15 protein-coding genes are annotated in these 15021 nt (G+C 70.1%); 6 read left to right on the top strand and 9 right to left on the bottom strand.

Annotated features, from left to right (window positions below):
- Window positions 1–2: 2 nt before the first annotated feature.
- Both BLTE_RS15505 and BLTE_RS15500 read right to left on the bottom strand, forming a co-directional pair.
- Window positions 3–1769: a sensor histidine kinase gene (locus tag BLTE_RS15505; protein ID WP_126401537.1), complete on the bottom strand. Its 1767-nt coding sequence runs from the start codon at window positions 1767–1769 to the stop codon at window positions 3–5.
- A 58-nt stretch (window positions 1770–1827) separates the two neighbouring features.
- A complete protein-coding gene (locus BLTE_RS15500) occupies window positions 1828–2529 on the bottom strand; it encodes a response regulator transcription factor (RefSeq protein ID WP_126401536.1) in 702 nt (233 codons plus the stop codon).
- 237 nt (window positions 2530–2766) lie between these two features.
- Between BLTE_RS15500 and BLTE_RS15495 the strand changes: the two genes are divergently transcribed.
- Window positions 2767–3558 carry a HugZ family pyridoxamine 5'-phosphate oxidase gene (locus tag BLTE_RS15495; RefSeq protein ID WP_126401535.1) on the top strand — a complete coding sequence of 264 codons (792 nt, stop codon included), beginning with the start codon at window positions 2767–2769 and terminating at the stop codon, window positions 3556–3558.
- Between the two features lie 30 nt (window positions 3559–3588).
- Here BLTE_RS15495 and BLTE_RS15490 read toward each other — a convergent pair whose 3' ends face one another.
- From BLTE_RS15490 to carA, 3 genes are all read right to left on the bottom strand, one after another.
- Entirely contained in the window at window positions 3589–3798 is a 210-nt protein-coding gene (locus tag BLTE_RS15490) for a hypothetical protein (protein WP_126401534.1), read from the bottom strand.
- Between the two features lie 297 nt (window positions 3799–4095).
- Window positions 4096–4356 carry a hypothetical protein gene (locus BLTE_RS15485; RefSeq protein WP_126401533.1) on the bottom strand — a complete coding sequence of 87 codons (261 nt, stop codon included), beginning with the start codon at window positions 4354–4356 and terminating at the stop codon, window positions 4096–4098.
- A 369-nt stretch (window positions 4357–4725) separates the two neighbouring features.
- On the bottom strand, window positions 4726–5925 hold the full coding sequence (gene carA, locus BLTE_RS15480; RefSeq protein WP_126401532.1) for a glutamine-hydrolyzing carbamoyl-phosphate synthase small subunit: 1200 nt from the start codon (window positions 5923–5925) through the stop codon (window positions 4726–4728).
- 213 nt (window positions 5926–6138) lie between these two features.
- On the opposite strand from carA, the gene BLTE_RS15475 reads away from it, so the two are divergent.
- Window positions 6139–6591 carry a GatB/YqeY domain-containing protein gene (locus BLTE_RS15475; RefSeq protein ID WP_126401531.1) on the top strand — a complete coding sequence of 151 codons (453 nt, stop codon included), beginning with the start codon at window positions 6139–6141 and terminating at the stop codon, window positions 6589–6591.
- Between the two features lie 73 nt (window positions 6592–6664).
- On the opposite strand, the gene ybaK is transcribed toward BLTE_RS15475, so the two are convergent.
- Together ybaK and BLTE_RS15465 are read right to left on the bottom strand one after the other, a co-directional pair.
- Window positions 6665–7147 (bottom strand): Cys-tRNA(Pro) deacylase, encoded by a 483-nt coding sequence (gene ybaK, locus BLTE_RS15470; protein ID WP_126401530.1) that lies wholly within the window; start codon window positions 7145–7147, stop codon window positions 6665–6667.
- 301 nt (window positions 7148–7448) lie between these two features.
- Window positions 7449–7778, bottom strand: a complete 330-nt coding sequence (locus BLTE_RS15465) for a hypothetical protein (protein WP_280177355.1) — start codon at window positions 7776–7778, stop codon at window positions 7449–7451.
- Window positions 7779–8205: 427 nt separating this feature from the next.
- Between BLTE_RS15465 and BLTE_RS15455 the strand changes: the two genes are divergently transcribed.
- Both BLTE_RS15455 and BLTE_RS15450 read left to right on the top strand, forming a co-directional pair.
- Window positions 8206–10077, top strand: a complete 1872-nt coding sequence (locus BLTE_RS15455; RefSeq protein ID WP_126401527.1) for a methylmalonyl-CoA mutase subunit beta — start codon at window positions 8206–8208, stop codon at window positions 10075–10077.
- Between the two features lie 513 nt (window positions 10078–10590).
- Window positions 10591–10788 (top strand): hypothetical protein, encoded by a 198-nt coding sequence (locus BLTE_RS15450; RefSeq protein WP_126401526.1) that lies wholly within the window; start codon window positions 10591–10593, stop codon window positions 10786–10788.
- A 109-nt stretch (window positions 10789–10897) separates the two neighbouring features.
- Here the strand turns inward: BLTE_RS15450 and BLTE_RS15445 are convergent, their stop codons facing one another.
- On the bottom strand, window positions 10898–11269 hold the full coding sequence (locus BLTE_RS15445; protein WP_126401525.1) for an MAPEG family protein: 372 nt from the start codon (window positions 11267–11269) through the stop codon (window positions 10898–10900).
- A 239-nt stretch (window positions 11270–11508) separates the two neighbouring features.
- A complete protein-coding gene (locus BLTE_RS15440) occupies window positions 11509–12087 on the bottom strand; it encodes a GNAT family N-acetyltransferase (protein ID WP_160140644.1) in 579 nt (192 codons plus the stop codon).
- Between the two features lie 584 nt (window positions 12088–12671).
- On the opposite strand from BLTE_RS15440, the gene zapE reads away from it, so the two are divergent.
- Together zapE and BLTE_RS15430 are read left to right on the top strand one after the other, a co-directional pair.
- Window positions 12672–13844: a cell division protein ZapE gene (gene zapE, locus BLTE_RS15435; protein ID WP_126401523.1), complete on the top strand. Its 1173-nt coding sequence runs from the start codon at window positions 12672–12674 to the stop codon at window positions 13842–13844.
- Between the two features lie 3 nt (window positions 13845–13847).
- Complete coding sequence (locus BLTE_RS15430; protein WP_126401522.1) at window positions 13848–14501, top strand: TetR/AcrR family transcriptional regulator; 654 nt, start codon at window positions 13848–13850, stop codon at window positions 14499–14501.
- The last annotated feature ends 520 nt before the right edge of the window (window positions 14502–15021 follow it).

Raw genomic sequence — 15021 nt, 5'->3', positions numbered from 1 at the left:
GCTCACGCCGCCGGCAGGCGGACGACGAAGCGGGCGCCGAGAACGGCCTCGTCGCCATCCTCGGCCGGCCCGGGCCGGTTCTCGGCCCAGATCTCGCCGCCATGGGCCTCGACGATCTGGCGCGAGATCGACAGGCCGAGGCCGGAATTCTGGCCGAAGCCCTGGTCCGGCCGGTCGGTGTAGAAGCGGGTGAAGATCTTCTCCAGCGCGTCGGGGCCGATGCCCGGCCCGTCATCCTCCACCGTGATCTCGACCTCGTCGGGCAGGCGGCGGCAGGTCACCTGCACCGTGCCGCCCTGCGGCGAGAACGAGCGGGCATTGTCGATCAGATTGTGCACCACCTGCCCCAGCCGCGAATCATGGCCCGGCACCACGAACTGGCGGGCCGGCGCCACGCCGGGCAGCTCGACGAAGCTGGCGAGGATCGTCACCCCGTCGTCGCGCCGCACCTCATTGGCGACGGTCACCACCGCCGACAGCAGCTGCTTGAGATCGACCGGCTCGGCCACCTGACGCTGCAGCTCGGCGTCGAGCCGGCTCGCATCCGAGATGTCGGAGATCAGCCGGTCGAGCCGCTTGACGTCGTGCTGGATGATCTCCAGCAGCCGCCCGCGGCTCTGCTCGCTCTTGGCCAGCGGCAGCGTCTCCACCGCCGAGCGCAGCGAGGTCAGCGGGTTCTTCAATTCGTGCGCGACGTCGGCGGCGAAGCTCTCGATCGCCTCCATGCGCCGGTAGAGCGCGTCGGTCATGTCGCGCAGCGCGCCCGACAGGTGGCCGATCTCGTCGGCGCGGGTGGTGAAGTCGGGAATCTCGACCCGACCCTTGATGCGCCGGCGCACCCGCTCGGCGGCATCGGCGAGCCGGTGCACGGGCCCGGCGATGGTGCCGGCCAACAGCACCGACAGCAGTATCATCACCAGCGCCGCCACCACGAACACCCGCACGATGACGTAGCGTTCCTGCTCGACCAGCGCGTCGATCTCGCCGCCCTGGGTCGACAGCAGCAGCGCGCCGAGCACCGCCCGGAAGCGCTGGATCGGCACCGCGACCGAGACGATGACCTCGCCGCGGTCGTTCATGCGCACCATGCTCGATTTGGCGCCGGCCAGCGCCTGGGCCACCTCGGGGTAGCTCTTGCCGGCATTGGCCGGCAGGTCCTTGTAGAAGGGCAGCGCGCCGCGGGTGAACCAGCGCTGCACCTCGCCCCACACCTTCTCCAGGCCGCTCGCCTTGTCGATCGGCGGCGGCAGATCGAGCCGCAGGATGTCGCCGCGCCCGTAGAGGCCGCGGCTGTCGAGCACCAGCATGCCGTCGCGGTCATAGATGCGGGCGCGGGTCTTGGTCGGCGACACCAGCCGGCGCAGCAGCGGCGCCACCCGCTCGGGATTGATCGGGAATTCGAGCGGCGACACCGAGTCGTCGAAATAGGATTCGCCGAGCTGCTGTTCGAGCAGCCGGTCGGGGTTGATCTGGATGGTGTTGGTCTCGACCGTGGCGGAGGCCGCCACCGCGCCGGCCATGATCTCGCCCTGGATCAGGAGGCTCTGGATGCGCGCATCGATCAGCCCGGCCCGGAACTCCGACAGATAGAGGATGCCGGCGACCAGGGCGACGAGACCGGTCAGGTTGAGGACGACGATGCGGCGGGTGAGGCTCGAGAACACCAGCGTCGTTGCGCTCTGGCGCAGCCGCACCGTCCAGCCGGCGGCGCGCACCTTGCGCTGGCCGCGGCGCTTGCCGATCGGCCGCTCCTCGATGTCGGCCGTCATCGGCAATCTGCCTGAAGCTGAATCTGGAGCTGTGGCCGGACGGGCGCCATCGGCGGCGTCATTCCTTGAACCGGTAGCCTACGCCGTAGAGCGTCTCGATCATCTCGAAATTGTCGTCGACCACCTTGAACTTCTTGCGCAGGCGCTTGATGTGGCTGTCGATGGTGCGGTCGTCGACATAGACCTGGTCGTCATAGGCCGCATCCATCAGCGCGTTGCGGCTCTTCACCACGCCCGGCCGCTGCGCCAAGGCCTGCAGGATCAGGAACTCGGTGACCGTCAGCGTCACCGGCTCGTTCTTCCAGGTGCAGGTGTGGCGCTCGGGATCCATGCGCAGCAGGCCGCGCTCCAGCACCCTGGCGGTGTCGGTCTCGCGCGGCGGCGTGGTGCCGTCCTTGGGCGTGACGCGGCGCAGCACCGCCTTGACGCGCTCGACCAGCAGGCGCTGCGAGAACGGCTTCCGGATGAAGTCGTCGGCGCCCATCTTGAGGCCGAACAGCTCGTCGATCTCCTCGTCCTTGGACGTGAGGAAGATCACCGGCATGTCGGTCTTCTGGCGCAGCCGGCGCAGCAGCTCCATGCCGTCCATGCGCGGCATCTTGATGTCGAGGATGGCGAGATCGGGCGGGCTGGTCTTGAAGCCTTCGAGCGCCGACGCGCCATCGGTGTAGGTCATGATGCGATAGCCTTCGGACTCGAGCGCGATCGTGACCGAGGTGAGAATGTTGCGGTCGTCGTCGACAAGGGCGATGGTCGGCATGAAAGGGACCTTTGCATCGCGGCGACGCAGCGTCACCGGGGAACAGGGGCGCGCAGCATCTCCGGCGCAGCCCGCGAGGCTGCGAAAAAAACCGTGATCGGGGCCGATCTGTGACCGGCGCGCGCCGACACCAATATATAGTCGGATGTCCGTTGCGCGATACCCGTCCGGAGCGCTGCGTCCGGATCGGCGGAAGGATCGCGGCGGAACGCCGAAAAACCGAACAGGGAGAAGGCGATGGGTGCTCAGCCGCCGGACGCCGCGCCGCCGATCACCGGCACCGGCATCGAATTGCCGCTCAATCCGGCCGCCGGATTCGATGCCGCCGGGCTGGCCAGGACCCTGCTTCGCACCGCCCGCTCCGGCGCGCTCGCCACCAATGATCCGCAGTCGGGCTTCCCGCTGACCACGCTGGTCAATGTCGCCACCGACGTCGACGGCGCCCCCATTCTGCTGCTGTCGGGCCTGTCGCTGCACACCCGCAACCTCGCCGCCGACGGCCGCGCCTCGCTGCTGTTGGCCGAGACCGGCAAGGGCGATCCGCTGGCCCATCCCCGCCTGTCGCTGGTCGGCCGCTGCACGCGGGTGGAGGATGCGCGCGCCCGCCGCCGCTTCCTGGCCAAGCATCCGAAGTCGCAGCTCTATGTGCAGCTGCCGGATTTCGGCTTCTGGCGCATGGAGCTGGCGGCCGTCCACCTCAATGGCGGCTTCGGCCGGGCGGCCGCGGTCGCCCCGGCCGACGTGCTGACCGCGATCGACGATGCCGGGGCGCTGATCGAGGCCGAGCCCGGCATCCTCGCCCACATGAACGAGGACCATGCGGATGCCGTCCGGCTCTATGCGACGCGGCTCGCCAGGGCGCCGGATGGGCGCTGGAGCGTCACCGGCTGCGATCCCGAGGGGCTCGATCTCGCCTGCGGCGACGAGACGGCGCGGGTGACGTTCCCGCAGCGGCTGACCACGCCGGCCGACCTGCGCAAGAGTCTCAAGGAGATGGCCGAGCAGGCGCGCGCCAAGGTGTCGCCGTAGCGCGGACTGCGAAGGAAGCGGCGTCGCGCCTCAGCGCCGCAGCTCGGCGGCGGGAATGCTGCCGACCGTCTCGGGTGCCGCAACCGGGTGGACGGGGCCGGCGTCGAGGATGGCGGGCTGGGTGCGCACGGCCACCCGGTCGCGGCCGGTGTCCTCGACCAGGATCAGCGTGGCGAAGCCGACGATCGCCGCCCCGATCGCCAGCAGGCCGTATTCGATGCCCGTCGCCACACGGCGCATCAGGGTGATCCGGCGGAGATTCCGTCTCAAAGCAACACTCACGCGCGCCTCCCTTGGTCAGCAGATGGAGTCCGGCTCACGAAGCCGGAGACGCGTAGCCCGCTCGCCGGACGCCGCCGCGGAGGTCGGCGATCCGGCAAGGCCGCCTTCCGGGTTGCAGATGGTTGTCCGGAAGGCCGCGCCAAGCCTAGGCGCGCGGTGGTGACCGAAAGGTTAACGAAACCTCTCCGCGATCCGGCGACTTTGCGACAAATCGTCCGGCGGGCCGGGGCGGGTCGCGTCGGGTCGGGAAGAGATTCAGGGCCGCAGGCCGTCCGCCCGTTTGGGGATCGCGCCGACGATGGTCGGGTCGGGATCGAGGATCGAGGTGATGACGCGGGTGCGGACCGGCGGCGGGTTGGCCTGCTTGCGGGCGAGCTGGCTCGTCAGCGAGTCGCCGACCGAGGCCGCGACATTGGCGAGCCATGTGAAAGCGATGGCCGCAAGCACCGCCGCAAACGCCGTGATCTGCACCCTCGACATGCCGCCCTCCTGCGCCTCGCACAGGACCGGCAGCATGCACACCAGCGGTGGAAATAGCGTTAACCGCCGCTCTCCCGACTGCTTAAATTTTGAAGGATCGGCGGAAATCCGGTCAGGCAGGGCGCGGCGGGGTGAAGGTGACAAGCGCCCGAATGAAGATCACGCGCGCCGGGCGGCGCGTTCCCCCACCCGGACGGCGGCGCGTCCCCCCACCCCCGACCCCTCCCCACCGCTCGCGGGGGGAGGGGAGAAGGGGCGCCTCTTCTCCCCACGAGTACAACGGGGAACGGCCGGGACAGGCCCGCGGCCTTCTCCCCTCCCCCCATGAACGCAGTGAATGGTGGGGAGGGGTCGGGGGTGGGGGGCTTTTCGAGGGGGCGCGAAGCCCGAAACCGGAAAACCGCCTCAGACCACCGCCTTGCGGCTCGCCATCATCTCGGCGAAGCGGGCGAACAGGTAATGGCTGTCCTGCGGGCCGGGCGAGGCCTCGGGGTGGTACTGCACCGAGAAGGCCGGCCGGTCGGTGAGCGCGATGCCGCAGTTCGAGCCGTCGAACAGCGACACGTGGGTCTCCACCGCGTTGCCCGGCAGCGAGTCGCGGTCCACCGCGAAGCCGTGGTTCATCGAGGTGATCTCGACCTTGCCGGTGGTGAGGTCCTTGACCGGGTGATTGGCGCCGTGATGGCCCTGGCGCATCTTGCGCGTCCGGGCGCCGACCGCGAGGCCGAGCATCTGGTGGCCGAGGCAGATCCCGAAGGTCGGCACCTTCTCCGCCAGCAGCGTCTGGATCACCGGCACGGCATACTGGCCGGTCGCCGCCGGATCGCCGGGGCCGTTGGAGAGGAACACGCCGTCCGGGTTCAAGGCCAGGATGTCGGCCGCCGAGGCGGTCGGCGGCACCACCGTGACCTTGGCGCCGGTGGTGGCGATCAGGCGCAGGATGTTGCGCTTGATGCCGTAGTCGATGGCGACGACGTGGCGGCTCGTCGCCTGCTGCCGGCCATAGCCGCCGGGCCACGCCCACACCGTCTCGTCCCAGCCGTAGCGCTGGGTGGCGGCGACCTTCGGCACGAGGTCGAGCCCGTCCATCGCGGGCAGCGCCGCGGCGGCGCGCTTCAGCGCCTCGACGTCGAACCCGCCGTCCGGCGCGTGGGCGATCACCGCGTTCGGCATGCCGGCCTCGCGGATGCGGGCCGTGAGTGCCCGGGTGTCGAGACCGGAGATGCCGATGATGCCGCGTGCCTTCAGCCACGCGTCGAAATGCTTGGCGGCGCGCCAGTTCGAGGCGCCGGTGATCGGCGCGCGCAGCACCACGCCGCAGGCGCCGAGCACCGCCGCCATGTTGACGGTCTCGATGTCGTCGTCATTGGTGCCGACATTGCCGATGTGCGGGAAGGTGAAGGTGATGATCTGCCCGGCATAGGACGGGTCGGTCAGGATCTCCTGATAGCCGGTCATCGCGGTGTTGAAGCACACCTCGCCGGCCGCCTGTCCGGTGGCGCCGAGCCCGAACCCTTCGAGCACCAGCCCGTCGGCCAGCACCAGGAGCGCGGTGGGCTTCGGGTCCTGCCAGCCGGTGTTCTGATTGTCTTGTTCGCTGCCCATCGCTCGCCTACATATGTGGCCGCGCGCGGGCGCACGCCGCAAACGCGACGCCCGGACACGGGACGTTGTCGGATCTTGACCTGCGAACCTAAGTGACAACGGTCCGCGCGTCAACCGCCGCACGAATGGAAATTTCCACGTTTTATCAATCAGATAAAGCGATGCCGCCGTCGTTCCGGCGGGCGCTTTGTCAGCTTACGAAAGGTTTGTCCCGTGATCCGCACCACCCTCACCGAGGCGCTGACCGCCGCAGTCAAGGCCCAGGACAAGCGCAGGATGTCGACGCTGCGGCTGATCACCGCCGCGCTCAAGGACCGCGACATCGACGCCCGCGGCAACGGCAAGGGGCCGCTGTCGGACGACGAGATCTTCGGGCTGCTGGCCAAGATGATCAAGCAGCGCCAGGAGTCGGCGACGATCTACGCCGACAATGGCCGCCCCGAGCTCGCCGCCCAGGAGCGCGAGGAGATCGACATCATCGCCTCCTTCCTGCCCCAGCAGCTCGGCGAGGACGAGGCGAAGGCGGCGATCGCCGCGGTGGTGGCTGAGATCGGCGCCGCCGGCATGAAGGACATGGGCAAGGTGATGGCGGTGCTGAAGGAGCGCTTCGGCGGCCGCATGGATTTCGGCAAGGCGTCCGGCTGGGTCAAGGCCGCGCTGGGGTGATGCGGTTTCCGGCCGATTGGGCTGGGAAACCGCACGATGCGCTTTCCGGCAGATCGGGTCGGACGCCGTTTGATCAACCCGGCGCATGCTCCAGATCGACCACCTGCGCCCCGGTCAGCGCCGCGAGGCGGGCGGGCGCAAGCTCGATCTGCAGGCCGCGCCGGCCGCCATTCACCAGCACGGTGGCGTGCGCCATCGCCGCCGCGTCGAGGAAGGCCGGCACCCGCTTCTTCTGGCCGAGCGGCGAGATGCCGCCGACATGATAGCCGGTGATGCGCTCGGCCGCGGCCGGCGCCATCATCGCCGCCTCCTTCACCTTGGCCGCGGCGGCGAGCTTCTTGAGGCTCACCGTGCGGTCGGAGGCGATGATCGCCACCGCCGGCTTGCCGCCGGCCTCGACCATCAGCGTCTTGAGCAGGCGCGCCGGCTCGATGCCGAGCGCGTCGGCCGCCTGCAGGCCGATACGGTCGGCGTCGGGGTCGTAGACGTATTCGTGCAGCGTGAACGGCTCGTTCGCGCGCTCCAGCGCCAGCGTCGCCGGCGTGCCCTTGGCCATGGACGGATCACCTCATGCCAGCGGCGGCGGGAGCCGGCCGTTGGGTCCGCCTGCGAATCTTCATGAAATTCCCGATTCCGTAAAGAAAATCCGCATCTTCGCATCAAACGCCGAACCGCCCCGCACCGCCAGGGGATTGGGGCGGGTGCGGGGCGGCCGCTCGCTTCGGGCGCGCCGAAGGCGAACTCGGGGTCGGCGCCCGGACCGTCACGCCGAAGCTGGCGTCAAGCCAAGGCTCCGGAGCAGGCTGGCCGGGTTTCGGTTGCTCCGGGCTTTCGGCATCCCGAAGCGAAGGCCCGCATCAACGGCACACCCGCACGGTGCGGATATAGTTGCCCCAGCGGTCGAAACGGTCCTGCAGGTAGCACTCGCGGTCGGAATTGGCCGCCGCCGCCGCGGCGATGCCGCCGAGCAGCAGTCCGGCCGCGACGCCGCCGGCGATCGCGCCGCCATGGCCGCGATGCCAGTGGCCGCCATGGTGGTGATGATGATGGGGGTGCGGATGCCACGCCTGGGCCGGGCCGGCGGTGCCGAGCGCGGCGGCGCCGAACATGACGGCGGCGAGGGCGGTGGCGATGGCGGTCTTGGTCAAGCGGGTGCTGGCAGAGCGGGTGCTGGCAGAGCGGGTCATGGCGGTCTCCTCGGGCTGGCGGTTGCGGTGCCTTGCGGCCTCGTCCTCCGTTGGTCGCGGCGCCCGGCGGGGAGGTTCAAGGAAAGCGCACGAAATCGGTGGCGCCGGGCTCAAGGGCGTGCGCGCTCGCGTCGCGATGGCGCACGCGGCAAATCCTGCGTAGATTTCGGCCATGGTGCCGGCCGGCGCGAATTTCGTTTTGCCCGCAACCGCAGTTGGCGGCGTGATGAACGCCGGGGGCGCGCGCGGTTCGACCGAGGGGGAATGGCGGTCCGCGCGGCCGAAATTTGCATCACGTCCTGTTCGACCGGTCTTTGATCGAACGGTCCTTGATCGAACCCGATTTCTTCCGCAAAACCGCTATCCAGCATCGCCGTCCAACCGCGCCGGCCTTTTTGCAGATGACCGCTCTGGGGAGCCTCGCCCGATGACCGACCTCGCGCTCGCGTCCGACTTTCCCGCCGCCACCCGCGACGACTGGCTGAAGGTGGTCGAGAACGTGCTGAAGGGGGCGCCGTTCGACAGGAAGCTGGTGTCCGCCACCGCCGACGGCATTCGCATCGAGCCGATCTATCCGCGCCGCGCCGACCGCGCGCCGATCGCCGGCCGCGCCGCCGGGGCACCGTGGCGGGTGATGGCCCGCGTCGACATCCCCGATCCCGCCGGGGCCAACGCCCAGGCGCTGGAGGATCTCGAAGGCGGCGCCACCGGCCTGACGCTGGTGTTCAACGGCGCCATCGGCGCCCGCGGCTTCGGCCTGCCGGCTTCGGCCGAGGCGATCTCGGCCGCGCTCGCCGACGTCGTGCTCGACGCCGTCGCCATCGATTTCGACCTCGGCCCCGAGGCCAAGGCGGCGCCGGGGATCTTCGCTGCGCTGGTGGCCGGGCTCGGCGTCGATGCCGCTGCCCTCGACGTGTCGTTCGGCATCGATCCGCTGGGCGCCGCCGCGGTGCGCGGCGGCCTCGCCGACGCCTGGCCGGCGCTGGCGGCGGATTTCGCCGCCGAGATCGCGGCGCTGGCCAAGGCCGGCTTCCGCGGGCCGTTCGCCGTCGCCGACGGCCGCCCGGTGCACGATGCCGGCGGCTCCGAGGTGCAGGAGCTGGCCTTCGTGATGGCTGCCGGGGTGGCCTATCTGCGGGCGCTGGAGGCCGGCGGCATTCCGCTCGAGGAGGCCCGCCGCTTCGTCTATGCGCGGCTTGCCGCCGACGCCGACCAGTTCCTCACCATGGCCAAGTTCCGGGCGCTGCGCCGGCTGTGGGCGCGGCTGGAGGCGGCCTGCGGGCTCGACCCCGCGCCGCTGCGCATCGTCGGCGAGACCGCGTGGCGGATGTCGACCCGGCGCGACCCGTGGGTGAATTTGCTGCGCAGCACGGTGGCCTCGTTCGCCGCCGGGGCCGGCGGCGCCGATGGCCTCACCGTGCTGCCGTTCACCGCGGCGCTCGGCCTGCCCGATGCCTTCGCCCGCCGCATGGCCCGCAACACCCAGATCGTGCTGATCGAGGAATCCCACCTCGCCAAGGTCGCCGACCCGGCCGCCGGCACCGGCGGAATCGAGACGCTGACCGACGAGCTCGCGACCCGCGCCTGGGCGCTGTTCCAGGAGATCGAGGCGGAAGGCGGGCTCGCCGCGGCGCTGCAGGCCGGTTCGGTGCAGGCGAAGGTCGCCGCCACCCGCGCCGAGCACGCCAAGGCGATCGCCCGCCGCAAGGAGCCGGTCACCGGCGTTTCCGAATTCCCGCTGATCGCCGAGGCCGAGGTGACGGTGCTGGACGTGGCGCCGGTGACGCTCCAGGCGGCGCCGCTCGCGGTCGCCTTCGCCCCGCTCCTGCCCGGCCGGCTGGCCGAGCCGTTCGAGGCGCTGCGCGATGCCGCCGACCGCCACCTGGAAAAAACCGGCGTCCGCCCGAAGCTGTTCCTGGCCAATCTCGGCCCGATCGCGGCGTTCACCGCGCGCGCCACCTTCGCCAAGAACTTCTTCGAGGCCGGCGGCATCGAGACCGTCTCGAACGACGGCTTTGTGGCCGATGGCGGAACCGATCTCGCGGCGCTGGCCGCGGCCTTCAAGGCGAGCGGCGCCGCCGTGGCCTGCATCTGCTCGTCGGACGCGCTCTATGCCGAGGAGGCGGTGGCGGCTGCTGCGGCGCTGAAGGCGGCCGGCGCGGCGCATCTGTGGCTCGCCGGCAAGCCGGCGCCGGAGCAGGAAGGCCCGGTGAAGGAGGCCGGCGTCGGCGGCTTCATCTTCATGGGCGCCGACGTGCTGGCCGTGCTGGCCGAGGCGCACCGGGTCATCGGCGTCTGAACAGAAACTGTCCGGGCCAACCCCACGCCAACGGCGCCCGGCGCGAGGCGCTTTCGTCGTCGGCGTGCCGGGTTTCCGGTGGCAAACCGAGACGGCTTCCGGCCAATTTCGGGTCTTGGGTTTCGTCCCGCGTCGACCATCTTCCCGGTTGAACAGCGAAGCCCCCCACCCCCGACCCCTCCCCACCATTCACTGCGTTCATGGGGGGAGGGGAGCAGGCCGCGGGCCTGTCCCGGCCGTTCCTCGTTGTGCTCGTGGGGAGAAGAGGCGCCCCTTTGCTCCCCTCCCCCCGCGAGCTTGGCGAGCGGTGGGGAGGGGTCGGGGGTGGGGGGTGCGCGACTCCGCGCCTAGCGCGAGGCGCCTTCATTCGCGCCCGCCGTCGCCGGCGAAATGGGGCGATTCCGTGTCGGGGGGAACCTCTGCGCGCGCCCGCGGTTGTCCGGGGACATCCGGCCAGTTCCGGCCGGGTGGAAGACGCCGCACGCACGGAAACCTCACCCACGGGAGGCTCACATGGACGAAACCGATCGGATCGGCTGGAGTGCCGAGGCGGTCCACGCCTTGCGGGAACTCGCGAACGAGCGTGTTCCGGTCCACATGATCAGCATGCGGCTCAAGCGGCCGGTCGAGTCGATCATGGCCAAGCTCAACGAGCTTGGCCTGACCACGGCGCTTTCCGGCGAGGCCGGGGCGCAACGCCGCGCCGGCTGACCGGCCGTCAACGGCCCCACGCGTCAGCGTTTGGGGCCGTTCGCAGCAGCAATTCGCCGCGAGGTCGACCTGCGACGCCCGGACGGTGGGCGAGACGGGAGGCGTTCGATCACAACGCCGGGAGCACGAAGATGGCGATGGTCAGGCCCCAGCCCGCAAGCCACACCAGCGAGCGCAGCGTCGCGAGATCGGCGACATAGCAGGCAGTATAGACGAGGCGGGCCGCTACCACTGCGAGCGCGAGCGCATTGACCGTCGCCATCGGCGCGCCCTGCGTCGCCGCCACCAGCACGGCGGCCGCGAACAGCGGGAACGCTTCGTAATGGTTGAGGTGGGCGGCGTAGGCGCGCTTGCGATAGCCGTCGATGGTCTGCGCCCAGTCGCGCGGCGCGTGATTGTCCACCCCCCGGGCTTTGGCGATGCCGACGGTCACGACCGGCATCACGCCCATGACCAGGACGCACCAGAACGCCAATTCCATTTGTTTTCCCCCGCACGTGCCCCAGGCGTGACACCTCGCAACCCGACGGCGCCGATTGCACTGCAGCAGATACGGCCGGCAGGACGGATCGGATCGGCTTGGTGCGATCGGCGATGGCGTGCCGCCGCCCGGCCCGCGTCAGGGCGCTGTCCCGCTCCGGCGGAGCATGGGCCGGGAGTGAACGCCGAAAGGCACGAGGTGTGCGATATCACCCCGCGCGCAGGGCGCGGATCTTGATATCAGCCCGCGCGCAGGGCGCGGACTTGGGCGTCCATCAGGCTCGCGGCGATGTCGGTGCCGTCGGTCACCATCTCCCGCCAGATCGACAGCGGCGTCGGTCCCGGGGTCTTCAGCTCGCCGATGACGTCGGCGAGATTGTAATGGATCTTGGCCTCGAACTTCTTGGCCAGCGACTGCATCGGCCGGTTCGAGGGCAGGCAGTTCATGGTCACCGTGGCGACGCCGCGATTGCGGGCCACCAGCAGGGTGCGGCCGAACAGGGCGGAGCCGACGCCGGACTTGCGGTACTCGGCCTCGACGCTGAAGGCGATCTCGGCCTCGACCGGCGGCGGCGACTTGAGGATGTGCAGCTCGGCGGCACCGCGCAGCACGCCGTCGATGAAGAAGCCGTGGATCACCGCGCCGCCGCCGAACGCCTTGGCGGCGTGCTCGGCAATCGACTGGTCGGTGGCGTCCAGGCCGAACCGCAGGCGGCGGTCATCGGGGGCCAGTCGCAGAAGGTGGTCGCGATAGAGCGGCGCCTCGCCGGTCCAAAGTTTCCGGATGACGCCTCCGACACTCAGAGGCTCGTGCATCATAGCCATAGCGCTCCACACGCTGGGATCGATCGAGCTGCCGGGGGGAACCGTTCGTTCGATATATCCGTGCAGATTCGACATACGCTTATGCTGCATTGCACAATCCGGGACAAGTCAAATCGTTGCATTGCAGTAATGCGACCGTCAATGCAGAAAATAAGCCGATAATAGCTAAGAATAGGCCTCATATCCTAAATCGAGGACTATACGACCGAGGTCGCGTCATACTTTTGTCGATAATCGGGAGGCCGTGGGATTCAAGGCGGGAAATATCACCAAACTAGGTTGCCCATTTGGAGCGAAAACAACAAGCAACCGAGGTTGTGCCCAGCAATCCGAAGTCTTGACCCTGAGCAGAGCACGCCTCTGACCCAGCGGAACCCGCCTCTAGCACCAAGCGGCAACTTCGCCGGAAACTTGGCAGGCAACTTGGCAGGCAACTTGACGATGGCGCGGCGGCGGGCGCTGCCGGTGGCGCCATTGCCGGTCGCGCCCTGCCGGCGCCGCCGCCCGATGCGCCCTGCCCTTGTGCGGCGCACCGGCACCCCCTAACTGCTGGGCCTGGACACCCAGCCGACACACCGATGCACGCCTCCTGTCTTGAACGCTACCAGGCCCTCGCCGACCACGGCGAGATCGAACACGACGCCGCGCAGGAGAAGGTCGCCGCGCGGCTCGACGCCCTGGCGCGCGAGCTGGCGGTCTATCATCTGGCCCAGAAGTCCTCGGCGCTGGGCTGGCTGTTCGGCCGCAAGTCGGTGGCCGTGCCGCGCGGGCTCTACATCTGGGGCGAGGTCGGCCGCGGCAAGACCATGCTGATGGACCTGTTCTTCCAGGCCGCGCCGCTCGCCCGGAAGCGCCGGGTGCACTTCCACGCCTTCATGCAGGACGTGCACGGGCGCATCCACGACTGGCGGCAGAGGAAGAAGCACGGCGAGGTCAAGGGCGACGACCCGGTGGCGCCGGTGGCCGAGGCGCTGGCCGGTGAGGCGACGCTTCTGTGCTTCGACGAGTTCCACGTCACCGACATCGCCGACGCCATGATCCTCGGCCGGCTGTTCGGCCGGCTGTTCGCGCTCGGCGTCGTGGTGGTGGCGACCTCCAACGTCCCCCCCGAGCGGCTCTACGAGAACGGCCTGAACCGGGCGCTGTTCGTGCCCTTTCTCGGCCTGCTGGCCGAGCAGGTCGAGGTTGCGCGCCTCGACTCGCGCACCGATTTCCGGATGGAGAAGCTCGACGGCATTCCCGTCTGGCACGTGCCGGCCGATGAGGGCGCCCGCTTCGCGCTGGACAAGGCGTGGCGGCGGATCGCCGGCTGCGATGGCGGCGGGCCGGCGCGCATCGGCCTGCTCGGCCGCAGCCTCGCCGTGCCGCGTGCCGCGCGCGGCGCCGCCTGGTTCGGCTTTGCCGACCTGTGCGAGCAGCCGCTGGGCCCGGCCGACTATCTCGCCATCGCCGAGAACTTCCACACTCTCGTCGTCGATGGCGTGCCGCAGATGGACGAGACCAGCCGCAACGAGGCGCGCCGCTTCATCACTTTGGTCGACACGCTCTATGACAGCCGGGTCAAGCTCCTGGCCTCGGCCGCGGCCGCGCCCGAGGCGCTGTGGGTCGGCAGCGCGGGCTATGAGAGCTTCGCCTTCGCCCGCACCGCCTCGCGCCTGACCGAGATGCGCTCGGCCGACTATCTCGCGCTGCCGCACGGGCGGCCGGACTCGGAGGCCAGCGGCGACGCCACCGGTCTGGTCGAGACCTGAGCCATGGCGGACGCGCCCGCCGCCGCCCCGCGCCCGGCCGCGCCAAGGCCTTCGGCGGCGCGTCAGGCAGGGCGGCGTGGCGAGGCGCTGCTCGGCATCGCCACCGATCATGTCCGCCGCTTCGGGCTGGAGCGCACCACGGTGGTGGCGATCGCCCGCGAAGCCGGCATGACCCACGCCAATGTCTACCGCTACTTCCCCTCCAAGGAGGCGCTGGTCGACGCCATCACCGCCGACTGGCTGAAGGAGCTGGAGGCGCTGCTGCAGACGGTGGCCGACGCCCCCGACCCGGCCGACGACAAGCTGGAGCGGCTGATCCTGGCCTATGCCCGGGGCCTGCGCGAGCGCGCCGAGGCCGAACCCAACCTGAATGCGCTGCATCTGGCCGCCTTCTCCGGCGGCCGCCTCGTCTCGCGCCGCCACCGCCAGCGCGTGCGCACGCTGATGGAGCGCATCATCGAGGACGGCGTCGGCGCCCAGCTGTTCCGGGTGCGCAGCCGCGACAAGGCGACGGCGGTGATCCTCGACGTGCTGCACCGGTTCATCGACCCGGTGGCGGTGGCGGCCGACTGTGAGGTGCCGCGCGACGAGATCGACCTGCGGGTCGCCGCCGCCGCCCGGCTGGTGCTGCGGGCGCTCTATGGCGGGCTGTTGTGAGCGGGCGTGCCCGCAGGTTCCGGACCTCGGCTCACGCGCGCGGTTTTGTGCAGCCGGCGTCGGCGCGGGCGGCGGCGGCTGGCGCCGCCCAGGCGGTTTTGTCGTGACCTAGCCGAAGGTTGCATGCAGCGGCAGTTACAAATTACAAATAATGAAATTTGTAAATCGGTCGCGCCGGCATGGTCCCCGAAGGCCCGGGCGCTCAGCCCGCAATCCGCAAATATCTGATATCCGGCCCGTTTCCCGCGCCGCACCATGGCGCCCGGCCTGCGTCCATCTGCCGCCCGAGCGGCATTTTCCCTTGATCCGCCGTGGCTTGATGCAAGCCAAGCGGGGCGATATGGGAAGATTGCCAAGCGGGACGTCCGGCATCTGCCGCAGAGCGGCAGGCCGGCAGCGCCCACAGGCACCGACCCCCGTGTCGGATTCCGTGGACCGGCCCTTGGTCCGATCGACGAAATCCGACTTCGACAGATCCGAACCGGCCGGCGGCCCCGGCCGCCCCGTTCGGGCCGCGGAC

The organism is Blastochloris tepida (assembly GCF_003966715.1).
GTDB lineage: Bacteria > Pseudomonadota > Alphaproteobacteria > Rhizobiales > Xanthobacteraceae > Blastochloris > Blastochloris tepida.
Note: the sequence above shows the minus strand (reverse complement) of the source record. Positions and strands in the feature narration are given on the sequence as shown.